This is a genomic window from Streptomyces sp. NPDC033221, from assembly GCF_055577005.1.
This window is the reverse complement of record NZ_JBVIQN010000014.1, coordinates 34,693-59,798: the sequence shown is the minus strand read 5'-3', so window position 1 is coordinate 59,798 and position 25,106 is coordinate 34,693. Positions and strand designations below refer to the sequence as shown.

Sequence of the window (25,106 nt, the reverse complement as noted above, 5' to 3'; positions counted from 1 at the left end):
GGAAACGCCGTCCGCCGCGACGCTGTACTGGTGCCCATCGGGGGCTGGGACGCCCGCCGTGCGGCGGGCCGTCCTGGTGTTCCCGGTTCACCGAACCTCACAGAGCGGGGCACCGTATGCCGGCCATTCCCGTCACGGTTCTCGGGCCGCAGGAGTCCGGAAAGACCGTCTATCTCGCCAGCCTTTTCCGGCGGCTGTCCATCCAGCGGGACGACGTGGGTTTCTTCGTCAGGCTGCCGTCCGAGGAGGCGACGAAACTGAACCAGATCTTCGGCCGGATCATCAGCCCGGACGGCTGGCCGAACCCCAACCTTTTCGCGCACACCTCGGAATGGCGTTTCGCCTGTTCGGTACGGACCGACGAAGGGCGGGTGTTCAGCCCGTTCACCATCAATTACCTGGGCTACGCGGGCGGGCACCTGACCCGCGCGACGGCCGCCCAGACCGAACACGGGGCCTTGTTCTGGCAGCGGGCGCAGGAGTCGGAGTTCCTCCTGGTCCTGCTGGACGGTGTGAAGGTACTGCGCTGCTTCCAGGGCGACTTCCTCCTCGTGCACGAACTCATCTCGGTGTTCAACGCGACCGAGTCGAGCAACACCGTGGTGCATTTCGTGGTCACCAAGTGGGATCTGCTGGAGGCGGCCGGGCATTCGGTCCGTACCGTGCTCGACTGTCTGCTGCAGGACCGCGACTTCAGCGCCTTCTACCTGAACCGGCTGCGGCGGAAGGACGCCGGGACGCTCCGGTTCATCCCCGTCAGCTCGCTGGGCAGGGGGTTCGCGGTGCGGTCGGTGGCCACGCAGCTCACGGCGGACGACGAGGCGCTACGGGCCAAGGCGCGGCGGCTGAGGTGGCTCCAGGCGGTGCAGCGCAAGGTCCCTGTGGTACGCGCGCTGCTGGCCGCACGCGCCGCCGAGTCACCGGTGATGGCGCTGGTCCAGGAATACCTGGGGGACACGGTGGTGGCCTATGTGGACGAGCGGCTTTCCGTTTACGGGCAACAGGTCGCACGCGATGTCGACGAAGCGCGCCGCCGGACGCTGCGGGCGCGTTCGGAATGGGAGGCGATGCTGAAGATGGTCGACATGTTCCACGCGACGCTGGCGGAATTCGAGGCGGCCCATCCCGGGTCGCACGTCCTGGAAGAGGCTTCGTGATGACCGGCACCACAACACCACCCGCTCAGGAGGCCTGGCCTTTCGCGATCACGCGCTCGGTCAATACTGGTTTCCTCATTGTCGTCGCTCCCGGTTTCCTCGTCCTGTACGACCAGCATCATCTGCTGGCGGACGTGGCGGGCGGTGATGTGTCGCACGACCATGTCTATCTGCGGGAATACCGGGACCGGGGAACGAACCACCTCTGGCTGCTCTACCGCGTCGTATATCTGCTGGGCTCCGATGTCGGCCCGGACACCGAATTCGCTTTGCACGGTTCCCGGCGGACACCGCTCGTCGAGGGCGTAGTGTGCAGGAAGCGTCCACACGGCGCCACCGCGGAACTCTTCGACACGGTTCGGCGCAGCTGCGCCGAACCGCTGCGGCTGTTCTTCACCTCGGACTCCGCGGCGTATCCCGTGCACCCCAGTGAGCCGATCGAGGCGGTGCCCGGCGCCGGTACGCCGCTGAGCGTCGAGGAGGAGCCTCCCTATCTCTCCGAGAGGAACATGCAGGCGGCCCTTCAGGACCGCCGCCATCCGCCCGCGACCTCGTGGGGCGTCGGACGCGGCGGCGTACGCGTCGGCGGTACAGGAGAACACGTGGCGGCGCGGCAGCCGGGTGACGGCCGTACGGGCGCTGCGGCTGCTGGGGCCGGTGCTGATCGCGGCCGCGCTGGTTCTGCGCGGTGATCGCCCTGATCCTCAAAGTCCGCGCCGCACCTTTCGGTGCTTCGTGCACATGAGCGCGGGAGGCTCTCAGTGATACCGGCGAACGAGATCCTGGCCCTCCTGCTGTCCACCGGCGCTCCCCTGCCCTTGAACTCGGCCACCGGGGCGCCGCTGGTCGCGGCGGCGGCCGCACTGGCGGTGGGCGAGCCGAAGCGGGCGCTGCGGCTGCTCGACGGCGTCGGCGGCTCCCGGGAGGACGGTGCGGCAGCCGCCGGCCTGCGCCTCGCGGCGCTCACCCTCGACCTCAACCGGTACCCGGGGCAGGGTGGCGCCGTCATGACGTGGGAGGAGATGCACCACGCCTCGGGAGAGGTACCGGAGACGGGCAGTCCCGAGGCCGCGCTGGTGGTCCTGGCGGCGGCTCGTCTCGTCCCCGTGACGCAGTCGGCTCGCGACATCGCCGACAACTCCCGGATCGCGGGCGATCCGCAATCGGCCACGCAGGCCCTGGCGTTGCTGCACCAGCTGAGCGGAGACATCGAGGCGTCGGGAGCGGCGGCGCTGGTGGCGCACCACCGGATGGCCATGGCCGACGTGGCACGCCGGGCAGGGCGTACGGAAGAGGCAAAGGCTCGCCTGGAGAGCTGCCGGCCGCCGGCCCGGAACGACGCTCTGACCAGCGCCCATCTGCTGCTCGTGGAAGGGGACTTCGCCCTGGAGCCGGATTCCCACCCGGAGTTGCTCGGACTGCGCCTGGAGGAAGCACCTGGGGCCGTCTCGCCGTCCCCGGCGGGCGATTCCGCGGTCGCCGAAGCGTGCTACGCACGGGCCGACGCGCTGTACGCACGGGCCGGTGCCGAGCTGGGCGGTGCAGAAATCGCGCTGCGGCGCGCGCACCTGGCGCGCCGCAGCGGTGATGCGGCGACCCGTGACCGGTTCGTCGGAGAGGCACGACGACGGGCCGAACGGGCCGGTGGCGGAGCGCTGCTCCGGCTCATCGAGTTCCATCACGCGCTCGACCGCCTGGGGGACGGCGCTCAGCTTCCGGACGGCACACTGGACGCGGTCACCGGCTGGACGGTACGGGACGGCAGCACCAGCTTCACCCGCGGGCTGCTCAGGCTGGCCGTCGCCCGTTGCCGGGCCTGGCGGGAGACGGGCGCGACGCTGCCCGCCCTCCGGGCGCTGCGCCTGGCACGCCGGATCGCCGCCAGGGTGGACGCGCCCTTCGAGAAGGAACTCATCGACGCCGCCCACGTCGACATCGTGGGCGGGGCGAACTACGGGCGGGCCCCGGCGGTGCTGCTCGCCGCCGACACCGCCGACGCGGTGTCGCGGCTGCGCCGGTCCCCGGCCGATGTGCCGGACTGGTCGCGCGCCGCCCTACTCGCGATGAGGTTCGACCAGGCCGCCGAAGCGCTCACCGATCCCGACCTGAAGGCGATCTCCGCCGCCCGGCTCGCCGAGGTCGAGGCCCTCGGCGCGACCCTCCCGGACCGGCACCGGGAGGCGGCCGGCCAGATGGCCGAGGCGGTACGCGAGAGCGCCCGGCGGACCCGGACGCTGCTCCTGCGCTACCGCGGCCGGCGTGCCGAGTCGGCCGGTTTCCGCGACGAGGCCCGGACCCTGCTGCTCGGCGCGCTGGCGCTGGCCGAGGAACAGGGTGACGACCTGCTGCGTACGGTGCTGCTGGGCGAACTCGGGCGGCCGCAGGAGGCCCGCGATCTGGCCGGGCGGCTCTTCGCCGCGGGCGGGATCCACCCCGACCACGCGGTGAGCCTCTTCCTGGCGGTACGGGACCCGCAAGCGGCGCGGCAGGCGCAGTCCGCCCTGGACGCCTGCGCCCCCGACGCCTCCGGCCCGGACCCCGTCGGCCGGGCCCGGAACGCCGAGCGGCCGTGGGAGGACCCGGCGCGCCGTGCCGAGCTGTACGAGGCGCTGGGTGATCACGCGGCCGCGGCGCGGACGGCCGAGCGCGCGGTGGACCTCTTCGAGCACCGGACGGCGCAGCTCGTGCGCGACACGCTCCGCTCCTCGGCCACCGATCACCCGCTCGTCGCCGGGATGTACCACACGGCGGCCCTGGCCCACCTCGGGCTGGCGGCGCGGACGACCGGCTACCGGGCGCGGGCCGAGCTGGCCACCGCATTCGAACTGTCCGACCGCTGCCGTGGCATCGCCGCTGGGGTCGCGCGCTCCCTCGACACCCTGCCCACCGGTGCGCCGACAGTGGCGGCCCGGCGTTGGCTGCGTGCCGGTTCGGCCTGGGCGGCCACCTATGAGGGGCTGGTCGACGAAGTGTCGGCCGATCCTGAGCGCACTCCGTCCTCGGCCGCCCTGCGGCGCGAAGTGCTCGCCGCCGAGGACACCCTGGACCACGCGGAGTCCGCGGTGGCGCGGCTCGCCCCGCAGTTGCTCGGCCACCGGCGGCTCGCCCGGCCGGATGCCGGTGTCGCGGAGATCCAGCGGGCGCTGCCGGCGGACAGCGCGCTCGTCATGTACGAGACGCTCGACGACGAACTGATCGTCTGGACCGTCGAACGGCACACGATCCGCTGTCACCGCACGTCGGCCCGGGCCCGTGACCTGGCCTGCGACGTCCGCCGGTACCACACGGCCTGCGCGACCGGCAGCAACGACGAACGCGGTGCCGCCGCGCTGAGCGAGCTGCTCCTGACCCCTGTGGTGCGCCGGCTCGGCGCCTGCGGACGGCTGTTCGTGGTGCCGCACGGGGCGCTGTCGCTCCTGCCGTTCCACGCCCTGCCCGTGCGCGGAGGGCTCTTGGGTGAGCGCTTCACCGTCTCCTACCTGCCGTCCGCCGGGCTGCTCACCCGTACGTCCGCCGGCCGTCGGCCCCGGCTCGACGGCACCGCGCTGATCGTGGGTGACCCGGACTACGCCCCGGACCGGGGACTTCAGCGCCTGCCGGGGACGGCGACGGAGGCCGCGGCCGTGGCACGGCTGCTCGGTACGACGCCGCTGATCCGTTCGGCGGCGACGGCGGAGGCGGTGGCCGAAGCCGCTCCCGGGCGCCCGGTCCTGCACCTGGCGACCCACGGAATGCTGTACGAACAGGGCCCGAACCGCAGCTTCGTGGCCCTCTCGGGGCATGACCGGCTGGCCGTCGGTGACGTCCTGGGGCTCGACCTCAACGCCGACCTCGTGGTCCTGTCCGCGTGCCACACCGGCCGCGGCACCGCGACGGCCGGCGGCGATGTCGTCGGGCTGGCCCGGGCGGCGGTCGCGTCGGGAGCCCGGCACGTCGTGGTCTCGCTGTGGCCGGTGGACGACGAGGCAGGCTGCCTCCTGATGACCGCCCTGTACGAGGAGCTGGTGTCCGGCCTCGGGGTGTCCGACGCGCTGGCCGCCGCCCAGCGGCGGATCCGTGTCCTGGACGCGGCGGAACGGGCCCGGGCGTACGAACACCTGCGGGACCGGGCGGGTACGGGCCCGGCGGCACCCGGCCCGCGGGACGCCCGGCCCTCCGCGGCCGTGCGCGCGGCACAGCCCGACATCCCGTACCACTGGGCACCGTTCATCCACATCGGAGGCGCGGACGGCCCCCGCGCCCAGCAAGCCGAAAGCCCATGAGCACGGACCGTACCGGCTGTCACGACACGTCCCCGGGGGACTGATATGCGCAAACGAGCACTGCTCATCGGCTGCCGTACCGGAAACCTGCGCGGCGTCCACGCGGATGTCCGGCTCATGGACAGCGTCCTGACTCCGCTCGGATTCGAGACGACCGCCCTCGTCCACGAGGAGGCGGCGACGCGCCAGGGCGTCATCGACGCGTACCGGGCGCTGATCGCCGATACCGCCGCGGGTGACGCGGCGGTGGTGTACTACACGGGGCACGGGGGCCGCCTGCGCAAACCGGGATGGTCACGGGACACCGGCCTGCCGGACCGGATGCAGTACCTCTGCCCGACGGACCTCCATCGGCCCGGGGACGCCTTCCGAGGACTGCTGGCCGAGGAACTCAGTGCCCTGCAAAGGCAGTTGAGCGAGAAGACGAAGAACGTCACGACCATCCTCGACTGCTGCCACGCGGCCCGGATGGCGCGGGACCCGGCGCAGCTCCCCAAAGCCGACCCCCGGCCCGGCTCCTTCGGGTGGGAAGCCGTGGCAGCGGCGTGGCGCACGGCCACCCGCGCCGCTCCCGCGACCCGCGCCGCGCACGCCGAGTCGCACCCTTCGGTGGTGCGGCTGGTGGCCTGCGCGCCCGACGAGACGGCGTTCGAGCTGCCGGCGGCGGGTTCCGGCGGGTATCACAGCGCGCTGACGAGCACGCTCGCCCGCCTGCTGCGGCAGCCCGGCAGCGGGGCGCTGACCTGGGACCGGCTGATCGGACTGCTGCGTCCCGCGGTCGCCGTGCTGTCGCCGGGCCAGCGGCCGGACGCGGAAGGGCCGACGCGCCGGTTCCTCTTCGAGCTAAGGGAGGAAGACGTCACCGGGGCGTTGCCGGTGCTCGTGGAAGGCGGGGCCATGCTCCTGGAGGGTGCGGAACTCTTCGGCATCGGCGAAGGGGACCAGTATGCGATCGTGCCCCCGGGCGGTGACCGTACGGCGCCGTCGGCCACCGCCACCGTGGACCTGGTCGCCGGCGGCCGGGCGCGGCTGCGGCCGGATGCCGCTCTTTCCGCCGACCTGCCCGCGGGGGTCGAGGCCCACCCCCTGCGGGTGGCGCTCGGCCGCCGGCCTGTCGCCGTGGTGCCGCCGGACCACCCCAGCCATCCGCGGGTGGCGGAAACGCTCGGCCTCTCCCCCTTCCTGCGTGTCAGCCACGGCGGCGAGCCCGTCATGGCCACGGTGGCGCTGGACGACGGCCTGCACCTGCTGGACCGGCACGGCGAACCGCTCCTTGCCCGCCCCCGCGCCGATGAGGACCTGGACGTGCTGGCCGCCGACCTCCGACAGCTCGCCCGTGCCACACATCTGCGCGGCCTCGGCTCCGGGACGGGCACCGCGGAGCTCGACGGCGACGTGGAGTCCGGCTGCGTACGGCTGCTCGCGGACGGCGGTGAGGAGCCGCTCGAACGCAGCGGTGCGCATCTCTTCAACGGCGACGAGGTGGTGGTGCGCCTGCACAATCGGAGCACTGCGAAACGCTATGTCTCCGTCTTCGACATCGGATTGCGCGGGGCCGTCACGCTGCTCTCCACGGCGGAGCCCTCGGGGATCGGCATCGACCCGGACGGGCGTTACGAACTGTTCCGGCTGCCCGCCTCGCACGCGCTCGCCGGCATCGAACTGTACTGGCCGGACGACCTTCCGGCCGGCCCGCCCCGCCCGGAGACGTTCGTCGTCATCGTCACCGACCGGCCGCAGAGCCTGACCCCGCTCACCCAGCCCGGCGCCGCCGTGGCGCGCACGGAACCGTGCGGCTCGGAGCTGCAGAGCCTGGTGGAGAGCATCGCCGTCGGCGAGCGCGACGCCCGGCCGAGGGTCTGGCCGGATCAGGTGCGCTACCAGGTGCGGCGCTTCGACTTCCACCTGCATTCCCGGCCCCGCCCGGGCGAGGAGCCGCCGTTCACCGTCGACGAGCGGCCCGGCCTGTCGTACCGGCTGGTACCGCCACAAGCCGTCACCCCGCCACCGGCCCGTGTCGCGGTCAGCCTGCGGGACCTTGTGCTGCATGCCGGTCACACCCTGGGCACGGCGTCCGTGCGGATCGACTCCCTGGTCATCACCCGGCCCGGCGGCGGCCAGACCCCGTACTGTGCGGCCACCCATCACACGGCCCGCGCACGCGGCGCCGAGCAGCCGACGGCGGACCGCTTCCCCCTGTACGAAGGGCCGGTCGGCGGCTCCCTCGACCTGGCCGTCTGGGTGTCGGCGGACCACGGGGAAGAGGAGCCGTCCCTCGCCCGGCTGCTGGCCACGGAGACCGGGACAGGCGAGGCCGGGCAAGCGGTAACCCTGCTCGCCACAGCGGACGAGCGCACACCGGCGGCCGACGCCCTGGGAGCCGTCGCCGTCCTCATGAGCACCGGCACCAGGCTGCTTTCCGGGTCCACCGGCCAGAGTTTCTGCGTGTTCCGCACCACCCGCCTTCCGCACGAGCGCTTCGGCGCGGCCGCCCCGGGCGGGCACCACCAGGAGCCGGGACTGTGCCGTACCGAGGACGTGTCCTTCGCGTACGAGATCGAGGAGAGGCCGGACGGGACGCGCGGGGGCGGGTGACCGGCCGGCCCCCGGCCGGCCCCCGGCCGGCCCCGCCCCGACGTCTGACCTGCAAGACGTCTTCACTGGTCAGAGCACCCGTACCGCCCGGACGGGCAGGTGCTGGTCGTCATCGTCCAGGCAGGCGCCGCTGCGCAGGTCGAACCGCTGCTTGTACATGGGTGAGGTCACCACCGGCGTTCCGTCGACCGCCCCGTAGATACCGCGGGAGATGACCCCGGCCCGGGAGACGGGGTCGGTGTCGGAGACGGCGAAGACCTCGCCGTCCGGGGAGCGGAAGAGCGCGACCGTCTCTCCGTCGTCGCCGACGCGGACCGGCACGCCACGCCCCGGTTCGAGTTCCTCCAGCAGGCAGACCGACTGCCAGTCGCCCTCGTCCGTCCGGACCTGTACGTGTCCGGGGGCGGCCGGACCGGCGGGGGCGGGGAAGGCGGTGGTGAAGCGCCGCAGCTTCGCCGGGTCCTCCAGGACGGCCCGCCATTCGTCGCGGTAGGCGTCCACGTGCCGCTGCATCTGGGATTCCAGTTCCTCGGCCAGCCCCAGGGAGTCGTGCAGGACCACGTCCCGGACGTGGTCGATACCGCCGTCGATGCGTTCGATCCAGGCCGCGGTGCGCTCCAGGCGGTCGGCGGTGCGGATGTAGAACATCAGGAAGCGGTCGATGACGCGGGTCAGTTCCGCGTCGTCCAGGTCCTGGGCGAGGAGATCGGCGTGGCGGGGTTTGACGCCGCCGTTGCCGCCGACGTACAGGTTCCAGCCCTTCGCCGTGGCGATGACGCCGACGTCCTTGCTCTGGGCCTCGGCGCACTCGCGTATGCAGCCGGAGGCCGCCAGCTTCAGCTTGTGCGGGGAGCGCAGTCCGCGGTAGCGCAGTTCCAGCTCCACGGCCATGCCGACGGAATCGCGCTGTCCGAAGCGGCACCAGCGGGAGCCGGCGCAGGACTTCGCGGTGCGCAGGGACTTTCCGTACGCGTGGCCCGATTCGAGGCCGGCGTCGACCAGCCTGCGCCAGATGTCCGGGAGCTGGTCCACGGTGGCGCCGAACAGGTCGATGCGCTGGCCGCCGGTGAGCTTGGTGTAGAGGCCGAACTCGCGGGCCACCTCGCCGAGTACGACGAGGTGGTCGGGGCTGATCTCACCGGCCGGCAGGCGGGGCACCACGGAGTAGGTGCCGTCCTTCTGGAGGTTGGCGAGGAAGAGGTCGTTGGTGTCCTGCAGGGCGGCCTGTTCGCCGTCCAGGATGTGGTGCAGTCCCAGTTCCGGGCCGAGGGTGGCGAGGAGCGAGGCGACGGTCGGGCGGCAGACGGCGCAGCCGTGCGGCGGCTTGCCGTCCGGGCCGGGAACGCCGTACTCCGCCGCCAGGCGCGAGAAGCTGTCGATGCCGGTCACCCGGATGATCTCGTACAGCTCCCGCCGGGTCTGCGTGAAGTCCGGGCACAGTCCGCCCGGTCCGGTCTCGACGCCTTCGGCCGCCAGTTGCGCTTCCATGATCGACGTCACCGCGCCGACGCAGCCTCCGCACTGGGTGCCGGCGCCGGTGCACTTCTTCACGGCGGCCAGGTCGTGCGCCCCGGCGTGGACGGCGTCGCGCAGCGCCTTCTTGGTGACGCCGTTGCAGGAGCAGATCACCGCGTCGTCGGGGAGCACCGCGGTGGTGTCGACCGGCCCCGACCCGCCGGCGGGCAGCAGGAAGGAGGCGGCGGGTCCGGGCAGCTGGGCGCCCACCAGGGGGCGCAGGGTGCCGTACGCGTCGGCGTCCCCGACCAGGATGCCGCCCATCAGCTGCCCGTCCGGGCCGAGTACCAGCTTCTTGTAGACACCGGAGCCGGAGTCGGCCCAGAGCACCGAGCCGCCGGCGTCCGGGGCGAAGGGGTCGCCGAAGGAGGCGACGTCCGCGCCCAGCAGCTTGAGTTTGGTGGAGGTGTCGGCGCCGGTGAAGCTGCCCTGTCCGCCGGTCAGGGTGTCGGCCAGGGCTTCCGCCATGCGGTAGCCGGGCGCGACGAGTCCGTAGACGTTGCCGTCGGCGGCACGGGCGCATTCGCCGAGCGCGTAGATCTCCGGCACGGAGGTACGGCACCGGGTGTCGATCACGATGCCGCCGCGGTCCGCGACGTCGAGGCCCGCCTGCCTGGCGAGTTCGTCGCGGGGCCGTACGCCTACGGAGAAGACGATGATGTCGGCCTGGACGCTCCCGCCGTCCGACAGCGACAGGCCGCGTACCCGTCCGTCCTCGCCGGTCCACACCTCGGTGATCGCCGCGTCCGTGTGCACGTGGACGCCCATCGCCTCGACGGTGTGTGCCAGCACATCGGCGCCGCCGGTGTCCACCTGACCGGGCATCAGCCGTGGCGCGGCCTCCACCACGCTGGTCTCCAGGCCGAGCGAGCGCAGGGCCCCCACCGCCTCCAGGCCCAGCAGCCCGCCGCCGACGACGGCCGCGGTGCGGGCTCCGTGCGCCGCCTCCTGGATGGCCCGGACGTCCTCGACGGTGCGGTAGACGAAGCATCCGGGCGCGTCCCGGCCGGGGACCGGCGGGACGAAGGCGTATGAGCCGGTGGCCAGCACCAGCGCGTCATAGTGCCATGCCGCGCCCCGGCGGGTGGTCACCGTGCGGATGGCGGTGTCGATGGCGGCGGCCGGGTCGCCGAGACGCAGGGTGATGTCGTGGCGTTCGAAGAAGTCCGGTTCGGCGAGGTTCAGTTCCTCGGGGGTGGTGCCGGTGAAGAGCGAGGAGAGGTGTACGCGGTCGTAGGCGCGGCGTTCCTCCTCGGCGAGGATCACGACGCGCCACCGCTCGCCGTCTCCCGCGTCGTCCGTTCTGTCCGGGCCGGCGAGCGCGTCCCGTACGGCCAGCTCTTCCAGCAGCCGTTGGCCGACCATGCCGTGACCGACGAGGACAAGGGTGGGCCGATCGGATGACACCATGTGAGCACTCCTGCCAGCTGCTTGGCGACGGGAAGCGTATTTCCGCGATTTCGGCTGCCGCCCAAAACCCGCGCCTTCTCGGGCCGCAGCACTTTCAGACTATGCCCGCCCGTTGCCCTCCCCGTCCGCCGAAGGGCCCTCTGACCAGGACCTTTCGTCCCTGTGCAGTCGGGACCAGCAGTGCATTGCCGCGGTGGGAACACCTCATTAGCGTGCCGGTATGGCCTCCAATTCACCTGTGCTGATCGCTGCCGCGCACGGCAGTCGCGAGGCCCGGGCGCAAAGGGAAACCGGCCAATTGCTGGCGCGTGTGCGCGAGCTGCGTCCCGCGCTGCGGGTAGAGACCGCGTATTTCGACATTCACCGCCCCACGGTCGACGAGGCTGTGGCCGCCCTGCACGACGTGCCCGCCATAGTGGTGCCTTTGCTGCTTGGGGCGGGCTTTCATTTCACCGTGGACCTTCCCGCCTTGCTCGGTCCCGCCCGCGCCGCGAAACCGCTGGCGCCGCACCCACTGCTGACCGAGGCGCTCATGTACCGCCTCCAGGAGGCCGAGGCGTGTGCCGGTTCCCCGGCGGACGCCGTCGTCCTGGCCGCCGCGGGCTCACGCCGGCCTGGCGGCAACGACGGCTGCTACGCCGCTGCCCGGCACCTGGGCACGGTCCTGAGCGCCCGGCGCGGAGCCATCGTCCCGGTACGGCCGGCCCTGCTCTGCGCCGGTTCCGGAGCCGATGGCGAGGAAGACCGGTCCCTGGCCCGTACGGCACGGGACCTGCGGGCCGAGGGCCGTACGCGGATCGCGGTCCTTCCCTACCTGATGGCCGCCGGCCGCTTCTCCGACCGTCTCGCCGCGGAGGCCGCCCGTACGGGGTGCATGTGCACCGCCGGTCCGCTCGGTGCCCAGGACGCCATGGCGCGCCTCGTGCTCGCCCGCTTCGACGAAGTCCGGCAGGGTCAGGCCCGGCTCTCGGGACAGGCCCTCGCCACGGGGCGCAGTGTCGCGGTGGCGATGTCCAGAAAGGCCGGTACGGGGCCCGTGCCGTTGCCCTCCGGTGCCGCCAGGCAGGTCTCGACGGGCAGCGCGTCGGTCACGGGCAGGTAGACGAGGTCGGCCCGGGAGTACGAGCCCGCGACGCTGAGGGGCACGAGGGCGATGCCCTGCCCGGAGGCGATCAGTTCGAACTTCTCGTCCAGCGAGGACGTACGCCGGGACCTGGCGTCGAGGATCGGCTCACCGTCGAGATCGGCGGCCGTGAGGGTGACCCGGCCGGCCAGCGGATGCGTCACGGGCAGGCAGGCGACCTTGGTCTCGTGGCCGATGGGGACGGTGCGCAACCCCGAGTCGTCGAAGGGGCGCCGGAGGTATCCGACGTGCGCGCGGCCGTCGCGGAGCGGCGCGTCCTGTTCCCACCAGCGCAGCGGGAAGACGTCGATGTCGATCTCCGGGTGGCGCGCCGTGAAGGCCCGTATCGCCTCCGACACGTGCAGTCCGGGCGAGAAGGCGACGACGAGCCGCTGTTCACCCTGCTCGGCCTCCTGCACGCGCCGCAGCGCCGCGGTGACCACCGTGGTGATCCGCCGCGACTCGTCGTACAGCTGCTGCCCCGCGGGGGTCAGCTCGACGCTGCGCGTGGTCCGGGTGAACAGCCGGCAGCCCAGCTCCTGTTCGAACGCGCGGATCTGCCGGCTGAGGACCGGCTGCGCGATGAACAGGTCCTGCGCCGCCCGGCCGAAGTGCCGGTGTTCGGCCACCGCGACGAAGTAGCGGAGCTTCCGCAGGTCCAGGTCCAGATCCGCATCCATGCCGTGACGGTATCAATGCGGTCGGAAGGGTATTGGACGCCCGGCCGGGCCCTTCGGAGACTTGGGGCACCTCGCGTTGCGACCGCCCGCCGGCGGACGTCCGCCGGCCGGCCACCGCCGTGTACGGCGCTTTCGGCTCGCACCTGACCCACGATAGGAATCACATGACCGGCACCACCAAGACCGCCCTCGTCGTCGGGGCCTCCCGGACCCTGGGGCTCGGGATCGCCACCGAATACCTCCGCCGCGGCTGGGACGTCATCGGCACGGTACGCGGCAGCCGGCGCACCGGCCTGCACGAGGTGGCCGAAGCGTCCGAGGGGCGGCTGACCATCGAATCGCTGGAGATGACCGATCCGGATCAGATCTCGGCGCTGCGCGACCGGCTGGCCGGGCGCACCCTCGACCTGCTCTTCGTCAACGCCGCCATCACCCGCGGCGACCTCCCGATCGGCGAGGTCCCCACGGACATGTTCACCGAGGTCATGGTCACCAACGCGCTCGGCCCGATGCGGGTCGTGGAACGGCTGCGCCCACTGGTCGCGCCGGCCGGGACCATCGGCGTGATGTCCTCCGACCAGGGAAGCCTCACCCTGAACACGGACGGCGGGCAGGATCTGTACCGGGCCAGCAAGTCCGCGCTGAACCAGCTCATGCGCAGCTACGCCGCCCGGTACGCCGAGGACGCCCGGACGCTGCTGCTCATGGACCCGGGCTGGGTGCGTACCGAACTCGGCGGGCCGGACGCCGATCTCAGCGTGGCGGAGAGCGTGCCGGGCGTCGTGGAGACGATGGAGAACCACCGGGGCAAGCCCGGCCTCCACTTCGTCGACCACCAAGGGCAGGTCGTGCCCTGGTGACCGGGCACCCCTGAGGGCCGTTGGTCCCCGGGCGCGGGACTTCGGGGCCGTCCCCACGGCTGTGCCGGGCCAGGAGGGTGGGAGTACGACGTACTCCCGTTCCCGCCCCAGGAGGCCCGCATGACCGGCACCATCACCGTCGGACTGGACGGAACCGACCACAGTCTCGCCGCCGCCGACTGGGCCGCCGCCGAGGCCACTCGCCGCGGAGCGCGTCTGCGGCTGGTCCACGCGTGGGTGTGGCGTCCCTTGGACGTGCCGGTCGCGGCAGACGAAGAGGTACAGCGCCGCTGGGCCACGGACGTACTGCGGGAAGCCGCGGCCCGGGTGGCCGAGGACTTCCCCGAACTGCCCGTCAGCCGGGAGGTCCTGGCGGCCGAGACCGTCCCGGCCCTGATCGCCGAGGCCTCCGCCGCGGACCTGCTGGTCCTGGGTTCGCGCGGCCACGGCACGCTGGTCGGCTATCTGCTCGGCTCCGTGGGACTGCAGGTGCTGCGGCAGACGACCGCCCCCGTGGTCCTCGTCCGCGGCCCGGGCCACGACGAGACAGGGCAGACGCGTGACGAAGTGGTGGTGGGGGTGCAGGACGTACGGGAGAGCGACCCGCTGCTGAAGTTCGCCTTCGCGGCGGCCGCGGCCCAGGGCGCACGGCGCGGGACAGGTTCTGCTGTCCGCCGGCGCGCGGGCCCGGCTCCTGGTCGTGGGACGCCGCAGCCCGGGCCGCCGCGACCTGAGGAAGATCGGCGCGGTCGCGCACGCGGCGCTGCACCATGCGCCGTGCCCGGTGGCCGTGGTGCCCCATCCGTAAGAGCCTGCGCCCTGGCCCCGGTCGGGCGCGGCTCGAACTTGACCTGCGCACGAAGACCGGATCTCCAGCCAGCGCACCGAAGCCCTCGGCACCCGGGCCAGAACGATCTCTTGGTTCGTAGACCCGCAGTCCGGACGCCCGTCACGACGTTGGCCGCGTCCTCGCGACCGGCGAGGCATACGGCCGCCCCTCCCATCACAAAGTCGGCACGAAACCACGGAGAGCCAACACCGATCGTCAAGTGACAAGCTGATTCGGGATGAAACAACGGGAGAAAACGCCCTCGTATCTGTTCCGCTTGCTTGGAGTGCACTCCAAGGCCATAGCGTTGAGGGCACGCCTGTATCACCAGGGTCTCGCCGGCGTCCCGGAAGGCTTCCCAACTTCCCTACCGGCTCCCGGCTAAACACGAAATAGGCGGGAGCCGGACGATCGATACCCCAGGAGCATCTCCAATGCAACAACGCACACTAGGGCAAGGCCTCGAAGTCTCGGCTCTCGGGCTCGGCTGCATGGGCATGAGTTTCTTCTACGGCCGGCCGCAGGACACAGCCGAGATGACGAAGCTGCTGCGGGCGGCCGTTGACCACGGCGTGACGTTCTTCGACACGGCCGAAGTCTACGGCCCGTTCACCAATGAGGACCTGGTCGGTCAGGCGCTGGCGCCGGTCCGCGACCAGGTGGTGATCGCCACCAAGTTCGGAATCAGGCACGGCGAGCACGGGCCGACCCCGATGTCCGGGGTCGACAGCAGGCCCGAGCAGATCCGCCAAGTGACCGAGGCCTCGCTCAAGCGCCTTCGAACCGAAAGCATCGACCTGCTCTACCAACACCGCGTCGACCCCAACGTGCCCATTGAAGACGTGGCCGGCACGGTCAAGGAGCTGATCGCCGAAGGCAAGGTGAAGCACTTCGGCTTGTCCGAGGCCGGTGCCGCGACGATTCGTCGCGCCCACGCCGTGCAGCCGGTGACGGCACTGCAAAGCGAGTACTCGCTCTGGATGCGCGAGCACGAAACCGAAATCATTCCGGCCTTGGAGGAACTGGGCATCGGTCTGGTGCCCTACAGCCCGCTCGGCAAAGGATTTTTGACCGGCAAGATCGATTCCAGCACGCCGCTTGCCGACAACGACCTCCGCCGCCTGCTTCCGCGCTTCAGCCCTGAAGCACGGCAAGCCAATCAGGTGCTGGTCGACCTGCTGCAGCAGATTGCCGACGACAAAGGAGCCACGCCGGCCCAGATCGCTCTCACCTGGGTGCTGGCGCAGAAGCCGTGGTTCGTGCCGATCCCCGGCACCACCAAGCTGCACCGCCTGGAAGAGAACCTGGGCGCACTCGATGTCGAGCTGACAACCGGTGACCTACACCGGATCGAAGAGGCCGCGGCCGGCATCCGGATCCAGGGCGAACGTCTCCCTGAGCAGTTGCAGTCACATTTCGGCCGCTGAAAGCCTGTTCTGACTCCTGAAACCACAGGTCACCGCACCGATGGCGAACAGCAGCGTCCTCTTCCTGAGACAGGCTGAGGAGACGGCCCGCTTCGGGGTCCGTTCGGCCCTGTTGTCAAGAGCTTGCCTCGGCAAGGCTGGACAGTCAGGCAACGAGTGTCCGGACGAGCGCCGCCGGAGCAGAGGGTGTGCAGGATGAACGACGAAGACACGCAGCAGGTCCAGGATCGCCGTGCGCCGGTGGCTCCCCGGGGGATGCAGCAGCTGCCCCGGGGCGAAGCGCTGCGGCTGCTGGGCAGCGTCCCGCTCGGCCGACTCGTGTTCACCCAGAACGCCCTGCCGGCCATCCGTCCCGTGAACCACCTCCTCGACGGGGAGGAGATCGTCGTCCGGCTCAACGACGGGGCGACGCTCACCTCGATCGCGCCGCCCGCGGGCGAGGCGGGCCTGGTGGTCGCGTACGAAGCCGATGCCATCGACCCGCTCACCCATCTGGGCTGGAGCGTCATCGTCACCGGGTACGCCCGGCTGGTGGCCGATCCGGCGCAGGTGGCCCGTTACGAGGACCTGCTGCGGCCGTGGGTGGCGCAGACCATGAACGGCGTCCTGCGTATCCAGCCGGACCTGGTCACCGGGTTCCGGCTGGTGGCGCAGCCCGCGGTCGCGGTGTGTGCCGCGGGCGGCGAGCTGCGCTGAGCCGTCGGCTCCCGGCGGCTGAACGGCCCGTCGTACACGGGGGCCTGGGCCTGCCCACGCGGGTCCGGGCCCACCACGGCACCTGCCACGGCGGGCCCGGCCTGCCGGAGTGGCGTCAGGCCGGGCGGCCCGTTACGCGCCCGCGGACAGCGGAGCGCGCCACACGATCCGGCTTCCGCCGTCGGCGGGTGCAAGGATTTCCATCACCCCGTCCACACTGGCCGCCCGTTCGGCCAGGTTGCCCAGACCGCTGCGCCGCCCGGTCTCCGGGATGCCCCTGCCGTTGTCGGTCACGGTCAGCACGACCTCGTCGCCGGTGGCCTGGAGCGCCACCTCGACCCGGGTCGCGTGCGCGTGCCGGGCCGCGTTGCTCAGCAGTTCGGTGAGGGCCGCCACGACGTGATCGGCGACCTGGACCGGTACGTCCGTGTCCAGCAGGCCCTCCATGCTCAGCCGGGGCGGGAAGCCCAGTGCCGTACCGGCCTCCCCCACGGCCCGTGCCACCCGGGCGCGCAGGCTCGGTGCGGTGTCCTCCTCCCTGACCCGCAGGCCGAAGATGGTCGACCGGATGATCTTGATGGTTTCGTCCAGGTCGCCCACCGCCCGGGTGACCCGCTCCGCCGCGCCCGCGTGATCGACCAGCCTTGCGGCGCTCTGCAGTGTCATACCGGTGGCGAACAGCCGCTGGATGGCCAGGTCGTGCAGGTCGCGGGCGATACGGTCGCGGTCCTCCAGCAGGGCCAGCTGCTCGGCGTCGCGCCGGCGCTCGGCCAGTTCGAGGGCGAGGGCCGCCTGCCCGGCGAACGCGCGCAGCGGCTCCAGCTCCTCCTCGGTGAACACCGCCTCCCCCTCGGCGCGCGCCAGCAGGAGTACGCCCCGGGCGCTGCCGCTCTCGCTGCCCAGCGGCACGGCCACCGCCGGCCCCAGACCGTCGAACCGCCGGGGCCCGGCGCTGTATCGGTCGTCGCGCGCCAGGCCGGACGTGGTGGCCGGGCCGCCCGATGTGAGAGCGGCGCCCGACAGCGTCCCGTCGGCGGGGACCACCAGGCCACGCCGCTTGTCGCCGTGCCCGCCGAGGGCCAGCTCGACGACCAGGTCGCCGGTGTCGTGCATCGGGACACAGACGTCCGCGAGTTCGGCCCTGGTGATCTCCTGCGCCCGGCGGGCGATCAGCTCCAGGACCTCCAGGCGCGGCATACCGGAGAACAGGCTGTTGGTGATCTCCGCGCCCGCCTTCAGCCAGCGCTGCTGGCGCTGCGACCCCTCGTAGAGCCGGGCGTTGTCGATGGCCACACCGGCGGCGACCGACAGCGTGGAGATCACCGACTCGTCCTCCGCGTCGAAGTCGTGCCCGCCGCGCTTGTCGGTCAGGTAGAGGTTGCCGAAGACCTCGTCACGTACCCGGATCGGCACGCCCAGGAACGTGCGCATCGGCGGGTGGTGGGCGGGGAACCCATACGACGACGGATGGGTGCCGAGGTCGGTGAGCCGCAACGGCTCGGGGTTGCGGATCAGTTCGCCCAGCAGCCCGTGTCCGGCCGGCAGCGGCCCGATCGCGGCGACCTCCTCGGGGGTCAGGCCGACGGTCAGGAACTGCGACAGCCGCTTGCCGTCCGGGCCGATCACGCCCAGCGCCGCGTACTCCGCGTCGACCAGCAGCGCGGCGGCTTCGACGATGCGCCGGAGCACCTGGGGCAGGTCCAGTTCCCGCCCCACCGAGACCACGGCCTCCAGGAGGCTGTGCACCCGGTCCCGGGTGCCGCGTGCGGCGTCGATGCGCGCCTGCAGTTCCTCCAGCAACTCGTCCAGTCGCATCTGAGGCATCCGCGACAACGACTCCTGCGTGCCCACCGGTCCTCCTTCTTCGGTCGCCCGCCGTACCCGGTCAGCGTATCCCTGTTCGAACAGCGGTTTCGGCCCCCGGGTCGCCCGGTCCCGTCCGGATCTCGCCCGCGGTGCGCCGGAGGGGCAAGTGGCCCTCCTACGGAGGCGGAAAGGCCCCTGCTCCGCGGTCCCGTCCTCGACGAGACTCGATCGGCGGGGGAGATCGGCCGGTCCGCGGGACGGGCCCGTGAGGCACCGACGGAGGGAGGTATCGCCGTGCAGAACCACACCGTGGGCGAGGTGATGACGTGGGAGGTCGTACAGGCCCGCCCGGACACCCCGGCGAAGGAACTGGTCCGGCTTCTCGACGTCCACCGGATCAGCGGCCTGCCGGTGGTGGACGGCGACGACAAGGTCATGGGGGTCGTGTCACGGACGGATCTGCCGGCGCCCCCCGGCCACCGGACCGCGGGCGGCCAGGCCGCCGTCGGGCGGCCGCGTCCGGCACCGCGCCGCCCGGCCCGCGGCGGTACCACCGGCGGCACGACGGCGGGTGAGGTGATGACGACACCGGCGGTCACCGTGCACCCGGAGCACCGCGTCGTGGACGCCGCGCGCATCATGCAGCGCCGGCACGTCGACCGGCTGCCCGTCGTGGACGAGGAGGACCGTCTCATCGGCATCACCACCCGCCGGGACCTGCTGCGGGTCTTTCTGCGGCCGGACGAGCAGATCCGCGCCGAGGTGGTCGGCGAGGTGCTGGGCAGCATCCTGAACGTGCCGCCGGACGAGGTGCGGGTCTCGGTACGGGACGGTCTCGTGACCCTGCGGGGCACGCTCACGCACGAGGACGACATCCCGGCCGCGATCGGCCTGACCTGGCGGGTGGACGGAGTGGTGGGCGTGGTCAGCCGCCTCGTCCCGCGCGCGGGTGACGCCACGGCACCGCACTCAGGGCCCTTACGGCGGGCGCAGGGCTGACCGGACGCTCTCCGGCCGCGCCCGGCGCCGCGCCGTCCGACCGGGGAGCCGAAGCCCGGGGGAGGCCGGTGCCCTCGCCAAGTCCTTCGGCCGCAATCCGATGACCGGCTCAGAGTCGCGGGCCGCCTTCGCGGGGCGCGGCGGCGGCCCTCGTACGGGGAGCCGGGGCGGCCGCGAGTGCCTGGGTGGCGATGACCGCGGCCTGGACCCGGCGCTCCACGCCGAGTTTGGCCAGCAGGCGGGAGATGTTGTTCTTGACCGTCTTCTCCGCGAGGTAGAGCCGCTTGCCGATCTCCCGGTTGGTCAGTCCCTCCCCCACGAGCGCCAGGATCTCCCGCTCCCGGTCGCTCAGCCCCGGCAGGCCCTGCTGCCGCGGCTCCTCCCGGCCGGTCTCGCCCCGCAGCCGGGCCATGACGCGGGCGGTCGCTCCGGCGTCCAGCAGCGAGTGGCCGGCGGCCACCGTCCGTACCGCGTTGACCAGGTCGGTTCCGGTGATCTGCTTGAGCACGTAACCGGCCGCCCCGGCCATGATCGCGTCCAGCAGCGCTTCCTCGTCGTCGAACGAGGTGAGCATCAGGCACACCAGGTCCGGCAGCTGCGAGCGCAGCTCGCGGCAGACGCTCACCCCGTCGCCGTCCGGCAGCCGGACGTCCAGGATCGCCACCTGCGGACGCAGCGCGGGTACGCGTACCAGCGCCTGCTCGGCGGTGTTGGCCTCCCCCACCACGGTCAGATCCGGTTCGGCGTCCAGCAGGTCGTGCACTCCACGGCGCACCACCTCGTGGTCGTCGAGCAGGAAGACGCTGACCGGTGCCTTCGTCCGGGCGTCGGCAGGGTTTTCCGTCATCACGCAGCTCCGATGTTGCTCGTCCGGCCCGCCCCCACGGGCGGTGCCACGTGCAGCCTGCCGCACGCCAGGGCCGAAGAGCCAGGGCCGGACGGCCCTTCTTCCCCGGTCCTCCGGCCCGGTACCGCCCCACCCGCCTCCGGGCGGCCGGGGCCGACCCACGGGTAGGCGGTCTGCTGCGCCTCCAAGGTGATGATGCCGTCCTTGACATACACCTGCAGTTGACGCCGTGTTTCGCATAGTGATCGGTTCACCGCGAACGGCTTCAGGGGCACTGTCCACGCGAAATACGGCCACCGCACCCGAAGCGGCACCGGCCCGGCGGGGGTTCGCCGGGCCGGTGCAGCCATCGAGGTGACGTTTCCGCCATGGCGCCGTCGCGCTCACCCGAGGTGCGTGGTGTCCGTGGCCGTACCTGCGTGGGCGGCGGCCCGCCGCACCCTGGTGACGGTGAACGCCAAGGCGGCGGCGGAGACCACGGCCAGCAGGACCAGGCCCAGGGAGTAGGTTCCGGAGGCGCTGAAGATGGCGCCCATGACCAGCGGCGGGATGAAGCCGCCCAGGCCGCCCGCGGCGCCGACCACGCCGGTGACCGAGCCGACCTTGTTCGCCGGGGCCAGCAGGGCCACCAGCGCGAAGGTGGCGCCGCTGCCCGCGCCGAGCGCGGCGGCCATGGCCAGGAAGGCGATGGTGCCCACCGGGGCGAGCGGTGGGGTCGCCGACTGCACGGCGGCTCCCGCCACGACGACCACCAGGGTCCCGGCGAGGACGCGGACCGGGCCCATACGGTCCGACAGCCAGCCGCCGGCCGGGCGCATGGCCACCGCCAGCAGGACGAAGCCGGCCATCCGGTTGGCGGCGTCGGTCTGGCCGAGTCCGTAACCGGTTTTCAGGTAGGTCGGCAGATAGACGGAGAAGGCGACGTATCCGCCGAACGCCACGGCGTACAGGGCGGATGCCTGCCAAGTGACGGGCAGGCGCACGGTGTCGGCCATCCGGCGGGCCAGTGGTTCGGTCGGTACGGTGCGGCCGGGCACGTCCCGCAGCAGCACGGTGGCCAGTACGGCGTAGCCGGCGAGTGCCACGGCGGTGATCAGGAACGGGTTGGCCATGCCGTGCGCGTCGACCAGTTTGACGGTCGTCAGCGCGCTGACAGCGGTGCCGCCCATGCCGGCGCCGAAGACACCGATCGCCAGCCCGCGCCGCTCCGGCGGGAACCAGCCGCTGACGAACGGCACGCCGACAGCGAAGGCGGTGCCCCCGATACCCAGGAAGAACCCGCCGATCAGCAGGGCGATCAGCGAGGAGTGCCCGGCCAGTCCGAGGTAGAGCACGGGCACGATCGTCGCGGCCGACACCAGGGGGAACATCACGCGCCCGCCGAACCGGTCGGTCAGCGCGCCCACCGGGATCCGTCCGAGCGACCCCACCACGACCGGCACCGCCACCAGCAGGGACTGCTCGAACGAGCTGAGGGCCAGGGCCTCCTTGAAACGCGGGCCCAGCGGGCTCAGCAGCGCCCACGCCCAGAAGTTCACGGCGAAGCCCAGGGTGGCCAGCGTGAGCATCATCTCCGGCCGGCCGGCCGGGGAGCTGGGGCCGGCCGGCCTCGACGGTGTGGTGCCGGCGGTGTCCTCAAGCAGGCGCATCGTGTACCTCTCGATCGAGTCGTGCAAGTGGTGCGAGTCGTTCTGGGGAGCCGGCCGGCGCGGGGCCCGGGGTCCCGTCGCCGTTCCGCGGCTCCCGGCTTCCAGCTTCTTCGCACCCGCCCACCGGAGGACGGGCCATTCGTCCGGGCGGCCCGTTCCGCCGGTTCACCGCGGTGCCCCGGGCCCGGTCGGCGCACACCGGGCGGCGGCGACGGGAGTCCGGTCGTGCGCCGGGAGGGCCGTCCTGCGGCGGTAGACCAGGTACGGGCGGCGCAGATAGCCGATGGGCGCGCTCCACACGTGGACGAGGCGGGTGAAGGGCCAGGCCGCGAAGAGCAGGCACGCGGTCAGGGCGTGCAGCCGGAACAGGAGTGGCGCGTCCGAGATGGCGCCGGGCTCCGGTTGCAGCAGGAACAGTCCGCGGAACCAGACCGAGACGGTGGAGCGGTAGTCGTATCCACCCCCGGCGATGTTGTGGACGACGGTGGCGGCGATGCCCAGCAGCACGGTGAGGGCCAGCAGCGGGAAGAGCACCTTGTCGCTGTGGCTGGTCCGGGTGCGGATGCGCGGGGCCAGCAGGCGCCGGGCGCTGAGCATCCCCAGGCCCGCCACCATGGCCAGCCCGGCCACGGAACCGAGTGCCACCGCCACGGTGTGGTACGTGTGCTCGCCGATGCCCACCGCCCTGGTCCAGGAAGCGGGGACGGCCAGGCCCACGACGTGCCCGCCGATCACGGCGAACGCGCCGAGGTGGAACAGCGGACTGCCCCAGCGCAGCCAGCGGTGTTCCAGCAGCTGGCTGGTGCGGCTGGTCCAGCCGAACTGGTCCTTGCGGTAGCGCCAGACGTGCCCGGCGGCGAAGACGGCCAGGCAGATGTAGGGAACGGCGACCCACAGCAGCAGGTCGGTGCCGCTGGTCGCGGTCAGCGGGCTGTCGGCGGCGCTCATCGGCGGGTCTCCGGGTCCGTGGGGCCGGTCAGAGGGGGCATCAGGGTGGGCTGCGCAGGCGGGGGCGGTACGAACGTGCCGGGCGGGGCGAAGCCGGTGCCGCTGTACGGGTCGAGTCCGACGTCCTCGGCCGGCGGCCCTTCGGCTGCCAGCTTCGCCACCGCCTCCAGGTCGGCGGCGCCGGCCGGCGGCAGCAGGGACAGCAGCGCCGCGATCAGCCCGGCGTAGGGGGACTTGATGTCCGACAGGGCGTGGTGGATGAGTGCCAGGCCGCGCCGGTGCCTGCGCAGTGGTGCTTCTCCGGCGCGCGGCCCGGCCAGCGCGGCGAATTCCAGGACGACGGGCAGGTGGTCGGGGAGTTCGCCGCTGTCGGCGCTCCAGCCGGCGGCCCGGTAGGTCTGGGCGAGGGCGAGCAGGGCCATGCCCCGGCGGCGGGTGTCGCCGTGCAGGTAGTAGGTGAGGTAGAGGCTGCTCTTGCGGCGCAGGTCGAAGACCTCCACGTAATGGCTCTCCAGCGCCTCGGCCGGTTGTTCCGCGAACCAGGCGGTGAAGGAGGCGAGGTGCGCGGCGGCGGGCGACGGCGGCAGCGCGTTGACGGTGGCGGTCAACGCGTCCCGCTCTTGCGTCAGTTCGGCGTCCGGGTACTGCAGCAGCAGCGACAGCAGCCGCATCAGGAGCCCGCGCTCAGCGGCCTCTTCGGGGCCGGGGCGGCCGCGGCGCCCGGCCGCCGGGCGGATGCGCGTACGCAGGGCGCTCACGCGGTTCCTCCCGCGATGGTGTCCGAGGTGGCGGTACGCCGCCGCAGGGTGGGGATGCCGAGCATGACCTTGCGCTCCGTGCCGGACGGAGCGTCGGTGCTCTCCACGGGGCAGCGGTCCTGTATCGCGCTGAGCGCGGCGGCGTCCTCCCGGTGGGCGGCGGGGACGACGTACCGGTCGGTGTACTTGGCGACGGCCAGCAGCCGGTGCAGGTCCTCGGCCTGTGCGGAGGTGAGTCCGACGGCCTTGAGGGCGCTTTCGTCGCCCTGCTCGCCGAGGGTGCGCTGCCGCATGTGGCTGCGCAGCGCGGTCAGTTTCATCAGCACCCCGGCGACGACGTCGGTGTCCCCGGCGGCGAAGAGGTTCGCCAGGTAGTCCAGCGGGATGCGCAGGCGGGTGACGGCGGCGAAGACGTGGTCGGGGTCCTCGGCGTTGCCGCCCGCCTCGCCGACGGCGTCCAGGACCGGGGACAGCGGCGGTACGTACCAGACCATGGGCAGGGTGCGGTACTCCGGGTGCAGCGGCAGGGCCACCTTGTATTCGCTGATCAGGGCGCGTACGGGTGAGCGGCGGGCGGCGTCGATCCAGTCCTCGGGGATGCCGGACCGCCGGGCGGCGGCGCGGACCCCGGGGTCGGCGGGGTCGAGGAAGACGTTCCGCTGGGCGTCGAGCAGGTCCTGCTCGTCGGCCACGGCGGCGGCCTCGCCGACCCGGTCGGCGTCGTAGAGGACCAGGCCGAGGTAGCGCAGGCGTCCTACGCAGGTCTCGGAGCAGACGGTGGGCTGTCCGGCCTCGACGCGCGGGAAGCAGAAGGTGCACTTCTCGGCCTTGCCGGTGGCGTGGTTGACGTAGACCTTCTTGTACGGGCAGGCGGTGACGCACATCCGCCAGCCGCGGCAGCGGTCCTGGTCGACGAGGACGATGCCGTCCTCGGCCCGCTTGTACATCGCCCCGGACGGGCAGGCGGAGACGCAGGCCGGGTTGAGGCAGTGTTCGCACAGCCGCGGCAGGTGGAACAGGAAGGTCTGCTCGAACTCGAACTTCACCTTTCCGGCCAGGTCCCCGCTGAGGTTGGGGTCACCGGCCGCCGTCTCGGCCGCGCCGCCCAGGCCGTCCTCCCAGTTGGCGCCCCAGGTGATGGCGGTCGGCTTCCCCGTGAGTACCGAGCGGGGGCGGGCGACGGGGACGTCCTGTCCCGCGGGGGCGTTGACGAGGGTGTCGTAGTCGTAGGTGACCGGCTCGTAGTAGTCCTCGATGGCCGGCAGGTCGGGGTTGGAGAACAGGGAGCCCAGGCGCTTGAGCCGGCCGCCGGAGCGCAGGACGAGGCGCCCGCGCCGGTCCAGCTGCCAGCCGCCCTTCCACTGCCGCTGGTCCTCGTAGCGGCGGGGGTAGCCGACGCCGGGCTTGGTCTCGACGTTGTTGAACCAGGCGTACTCCACGCCGGTGCGGTTGGTCCACGTCTGTTTGCAGGTGACGGAACAGGTGTGGCAGCCGATGCACTTGTCGAGGTTCATCACCATCGCCACTTGGGCCATGACGCGCATG

At 72.4% G+C, this 25,106-nt stretch carries 16 protein-coding genes and 2 pseudogenes; 10 read left to right on the top strand and 8 right to left on the bottom strand.

The window, feature by feature from the left end; all coding sequences use genetic code 11:
- Nucleotides 1-116: 116 nt before the first annotated feature.
- The 4 genes from ACZ53K_RS19940 (at nt 117) to ACZ53K_RS19925 (ending at nt 8,014) form a co-directional block, all read left to right on the top strand.
- Entirely contained in the window at nt 117-1,157 is a 1,041-nt protein-coding gene (locus ACZ53K_RS19940; RefSeq protein ID WP_468838084.1) for a hypothetical protein, read from the top strand.
- On the top strand, nt 1,157-1,849 hold the full coding sequence (locus ACZ53K_RS19935; RefSeq protein ID WP_468838082.1) for a hypothetical protein: 693 nt from the start codon (nt 1,157-1,159) through the stop codon (nt 1,847-1,849). The genes ACZ53K_RS19940 and ACZ53K_RS19935 overlap by 1 nt, the downstream gene beginning before the upstream one ends.
- A gap of 69 nt (nt 1,850-1,918) precedes the next feature.
- Complete coding sequence (locus ACZ53K_RS19930) at nt 1,919-5,419, top strand: CHAT domain-containing protein (RefSeq protein WP_468838080.1); 3,501 nt, start codon at nt 1,919-1,921, stop codon at nt 5,417-5,419.
- Between the two features lie 45 nt (nt 5,420-5,464).
- On the top strand, nt 5,465-8,014 hold the full coding sequence (locus ACZ53K_RS19925) for a caspase family protein (protein ID WP_468838078.1): 2,550 nt from the start codon (nt 5,465-5,467) through the stop codon (nt 8,012-8,014).
- A 69-nt stretch (nt 8,015-8,083) separates the two neighbouring features.
- Here ACZ53K_RS19925 and nirB read toward each other — a convergent pair whose 3' ends face one another.
- On the bottom strand, nt 8,084-10,939 hold the full coding sequence (gene nirB, locus ACZ53K_RS19920) for a nitrite reductase large subunit NirB (protein ID WP_468838076.1): 2,856 nt from the start codon (nt 10,937-10,939) through the stop codon (nt 8,084-8,086).
- 220 nt (nt 10,940-11,159) lie between these two features.
- Between nirB and ACZ53K_RS19915 the strand changes: the two are divergent.
- Nucleotides 11,160-11,852, top strand: a pseudogene (locus ACZ53K_RS19915) (sirohydrochlorin chelatase); the annotation flags it as partial.
- Between the two features lie 41 nt (nt 11,853-11,893).
- Here ACZ53K_RS19915 and ACZ53K_RS19910 read toward each other — a convergent pair.
- The gene (locus ACZ53K_RS19910; protein WP_468838425.1) at nt 11,894-12,730 is read right to left on the bottom strand and encodes a LysR family transcriptional regulator; all 837 of its coding nucleotides are present in this window, start codon (nt 12,728-12,730) and stop codon (nt 11,894-11,896) included.
- Nucleotides 12,731-12,906: 176 nt separating this feature from the next.
- Between ACZ53K_RS19910 and ACZ53K_RS19905 the strand changes: the two genes are divergently transcribed.
- From ACZ53K_RS19905 to ACZ53K_RS19890, 4 genes and pseudogenes are all read left to right on the top strand, one after another.
- Complete coding sequence (locus ACZ53K_RS19905) at nt 12,907-13,602, top strand: SDR family NAD(P)-dependent oxidoreductase (RefSeq protein WP_468838073.1); 696 nt, start codon at nt 12,907-12,909, stop codon at nt 13,600-13,602.
- A gap of 120 nt (nt 13,603-13,722) precedes the next feature.
- A pseudogene (locus tag ACZ53K_RS19900) lies at nt 13,723-14,410 on the top strand (universal stress protein).
- A 455-nt stretch (nt 14,411-14,865) separates the two neighbouring features.
- Nucleotides 14,866-15,858, top strand: coding sequence for an aldo/keto reductase (locus tag ACZ53K_RS19895; protein WP_468838070.1), 993 nt, complete (start codon nt 14,866-14,868; stop codon nt 15,856-15,858).
- A gap of 195 nt (nt 15,859-16,053) precedes the next feature.
- Complete coding sequence (locus ACZ53K_RS19890) at nt 16,054-16,554, top strand: pyridoxamine 5'-phosphate oxidase family protein (protein ID WP_468838068.1); 501 nt, start codon at nt 16,054-16,056, stop codon at nt 16,552-16,554.
- Between the two features lie 132 nt (nt 16,555-16,686).
- On the opposite strand, the gene ACZ53K_RS19885 is transcribed toward ACZ53K_RS19890, so the two are convergent.
- Complete coding sequence (locus ACZ53K_RS19885; RefSeq protein ID WP_468838066.1) at nt 16,687-18,378, bottom strand: sensor histidine kinase; 1,692 nt, start codon at nt 18,376-18,378, stop codon at nt 16,687-16,689.
- 276 nt (nt 18,379-18,654) lie between these two features.
- Between ACZ53K_RS19885 and ACZ53K_RS19880 the strand changes: the two genes are divergently transcribed.
- On the top strand, nt 18,655-19,359 hold the full coding sequence (locus ACZ53K_RS19880) for a CBS domain-containing protein (RefSeq protein ID WP_468838063.1): 705 nt from the start codon (nt 18,655-18,657) through the stop codon (nt 19,357-19,359).
- A gap of 109 nt (nt 19,360-19,468) precedes the next feature.
- Here the strand turns inward: ACZ53K_RS19880 and ACZ53K_RS19875 are convergent, their stop codons facing one another.
- The 5 genes from ACZ53K_RS19875 to narH all read right to left on the bottom strand — a co-directional run bounded on the left by ACZ53K_RS19875 (nt 19,469) and on the right by narH (nt 25,105).
- Nucleotides 19,469-20,206 (bottom strand): response regulator, encoded by a 738-nt coding sequence (locus ACZ53K_RS19875; protein ID WP_468838060.1) that lies wholly within the window; start codon nt 20,204-20,206, stop codon nt 19,469-19,471.
- Nucleotides 20,207-20,589: 383 nt separating this feature from the next.
- Nucleotides 20,590-21,774: an MFS transporter gene (locus ACZ53K_RS19870; RefSeq protein ID WP_468838422.1), complete on the bottom strand. Its 1,185-nt coding sequence runs from the start codon at nt 21,772-21,774 to the stop codon at nt 20,590-20,592.
- A gap of 246 nt (nt 21,775-22,020) precedes the next feature.
- Nucleotides 22,021-22,803: a respiratory nitrate reductase subunit gamma gene (gene narI, locus ACZ53K_RS19865; RefSeq protein ID WP_468838057.1), complete on the bottom strand. Its 783-nt coding sequence runs from the start codon at nt 22,801-22,803 to the stop codon at nt 22,021-22,023.
- The gene (gene narJ / locus ACZ53K_RS19860; protein WP_468838054.1) at nt 22,800-23,561 is read right to left on the bottom strand and encodes a nitrate reductase molybdenum cofactor assembly chaperone; all 762 of its coding nucleotides are present in this window, start codon (nt 23,559-23,561) and stop codon (nt 22,800-22,802) included. The genes narI and narJ overlap by 4 nt, the downstream gene beginning before the upstream one ends.
- Nucleotides 23,558-25,105: a nitrate reductase subunit beta gene (gene narH, locus ACZ53K_RS19855; RefSeq protein WP_468838051.1), complete on the bottom strand. Its 1,548-nt coding sequence runs from the start codon at nt 25,103-25,105 to the stop codon at nt 23,558-23,560. The genes narJ and narH overlap by 4 nt, the downstream gene beginning before the upstream one ends.
- Nucleotide 25,106: the final 1 nt, after the last annotated feature.